Genomic DNA, 1,993 nt, shown 5'->3' with positions numbered 1-1,993 from the left:
CGACATCCCACTGGGCCACCGTCGGCAGCACCTACGCCACCACAACCCTGCGCCACCTCCGCGGCCGCATCCGCCAATACACCGGCCTCGAACCCGCCCTGCCCACCCCGAACCCCCACCCCGACCCGGCGCCCCTCACCGCCCTCACCGCCCTCACCCCCCACCTGACACACCCACCCCACGGCAACACGATCTGGTGGCGCTGCACAGCCCTGGACCCCACCACCGACACCCCACTCGCCCCCGAATCCCGCGAACCCGCCACCGCCTGGGAACACCCCGAAGACATAACCACCCGAGTACACGGCGACCTCGAACACATACACAAACTCCGCCCCGACGTCCTACGCCGAGCAACCATCACCGTCACCCTCGAACCCGGCAACACCACCCACCACCCCACCCACCGAACCCGAACCCACGGCACCGACATCCACCACATCCGCAAAAGAGCAGCCCTACGACACGCCCAAGAACACCACGCCACCGCACGCGCCACCCTCCTACGCCACGACCTCGACCCCACCCACCACCCCGGACCCACCCCCACCGAAATCACCGCCCTCAAACGCGAAATCCACACCTGGCCCCCCGGCCCACCCCGCAACGACATCCTGACGTTCCTCCACCACCGCCTCTGAAGCCCGCCCCACTCCGACCACCACACCCCACAACCGAAAAGGCATGCGGGTGGGGAATCAAAGTGAGCAACTCTGTCCCGACCCTGAGCCGGGGGTGGGGAGATTCGGGGAGCCTCATCAGTGCGGCGAGTTGCTCCGGGGACGGGGCCGGCGTGAACCCGGTGGGGAAGCGGTGCACGAGCGGGTGGGCCTCGAGCTGCTCCGGACCGTGTACGCAGCGGACCGACGCGAGGAGATGCCCACCCCCGCCACACCCGCCCCGGACACACGCGCGATCGTGGGCGAGGCAGACCTGCACGAACCAGCCGCAGACGTCCGTCTCGGACGGCTCGTGGAACGACGGATCCCGCACGACCTCGATCACGACGTCCCGAATGCCGAGCCGGGGTATCGGCCGAGGATCACGCCACAGCCCTCGCGGAGGGAGCATGCCGTCATGATCGCGCACGGCATCCGTGGCACCCGAACTGTTCCGCCCAATCGTCACCGGCCGCCTCCACCACACTCCACCCCTCGATCCCACCGCCAACCCCACACCCCACCGAACCCGACCACCCCCGGTGCCGGGGACGGTGGTCGAGCCACCGCCAGTGCCCCGCCAGGGCGTCGACGCCCGGCCCGTAGCACCCGGCGACCCGGCCCACGAACGACCACGTCGTCTCACCCCCGACAGTCGAGGGCACCGAAAACGAACCCTCCACCTCGATTTCACCGCCCCACTGCGAATCCCACATCCACCGCACACGAGCCCTCGACGGCCCCGACCCGACACCACGCCGGTTCACCACCGCATGCCGAGTTCGGTGAGGAGCCGGACCCGTTCCTCGCTCAACGAACTCCGCCGGGTGCGTTGGTTGTTGACCCACTTGCCCAGCCGGACCTCGACGGCCCCGCCGCCCTCGTCTCCGCCGTCGGGTCCGGCCGTCGTCCGCATCGCCACGGTCTCCACGTGCCCGCGGGGCACCTCCAGATGCCCCGCGCGTCCGCGGTAGGCGACGGCCGCGGTAAACGCCGTCTCCCACGCGCCCCGCCCGCGCCTGGGCGCCACGCCGCCCCCGACACCACCTTCCGCGCCACCGACACCGCCGGCCACCGCCACGCCCCTCCCGGCGCCGGCAACCCTCCCGCCGCCACCTTCCGCGCCCCCGACGCCCGCGGCCACCGCCACGCCGTCCTCGACGCCGTCGCCGTCCGCCGTGCCGTCGGGGCCCATATCGCCCTCCGCCGCGCCGCCCCGACCCCGTGCCGTCCCGCCACCGCCCGCCACCGCGCCGTGCCCGTGTTCGGTTTCGGCCGTGATGCCGAGTGCGTCGAGCTGCCGCACCTGTCCGGGCCGCAGCCCGGCCCTCACG

Annotated in this window: 2 protein-coding genes; one reads left to right on the top strand and one right to left on the bottom strand. The window is 72.1% G+C overall.

Features of this window, described 5'->3' with window-relative positions:
• Window positions 1-641: hypothetical protein (locus tag ACWGR4_RS48195; protein ID WP_452134359.1), on the top strand; the 641-nt coding region annotated here is incomplete at its 5' end.
• A gap of 781 nt (window positions 642-1,422) precedes the next feature.
• Here the strand turns inward: ACWGR4_RS48195 and ACWGR4_RS48190 are convergent.
• The coding region (locus tag ACWGR4_RS48190) for a helicase associated domain-containing protein (RefSeq protein ID WP_452134358.1) at window positions 1,423-1,993 on the bottom strand (571 nt) is incomplete at its 5' end.

It is taken from the genome of Embleya sp. NPDC055664 (genome assembly GCF_053618075.1).
Note: the sequence above shows the minus strand (reverse complement) of the source record. Positions and strands in the feature narration are given on the sequence as shown.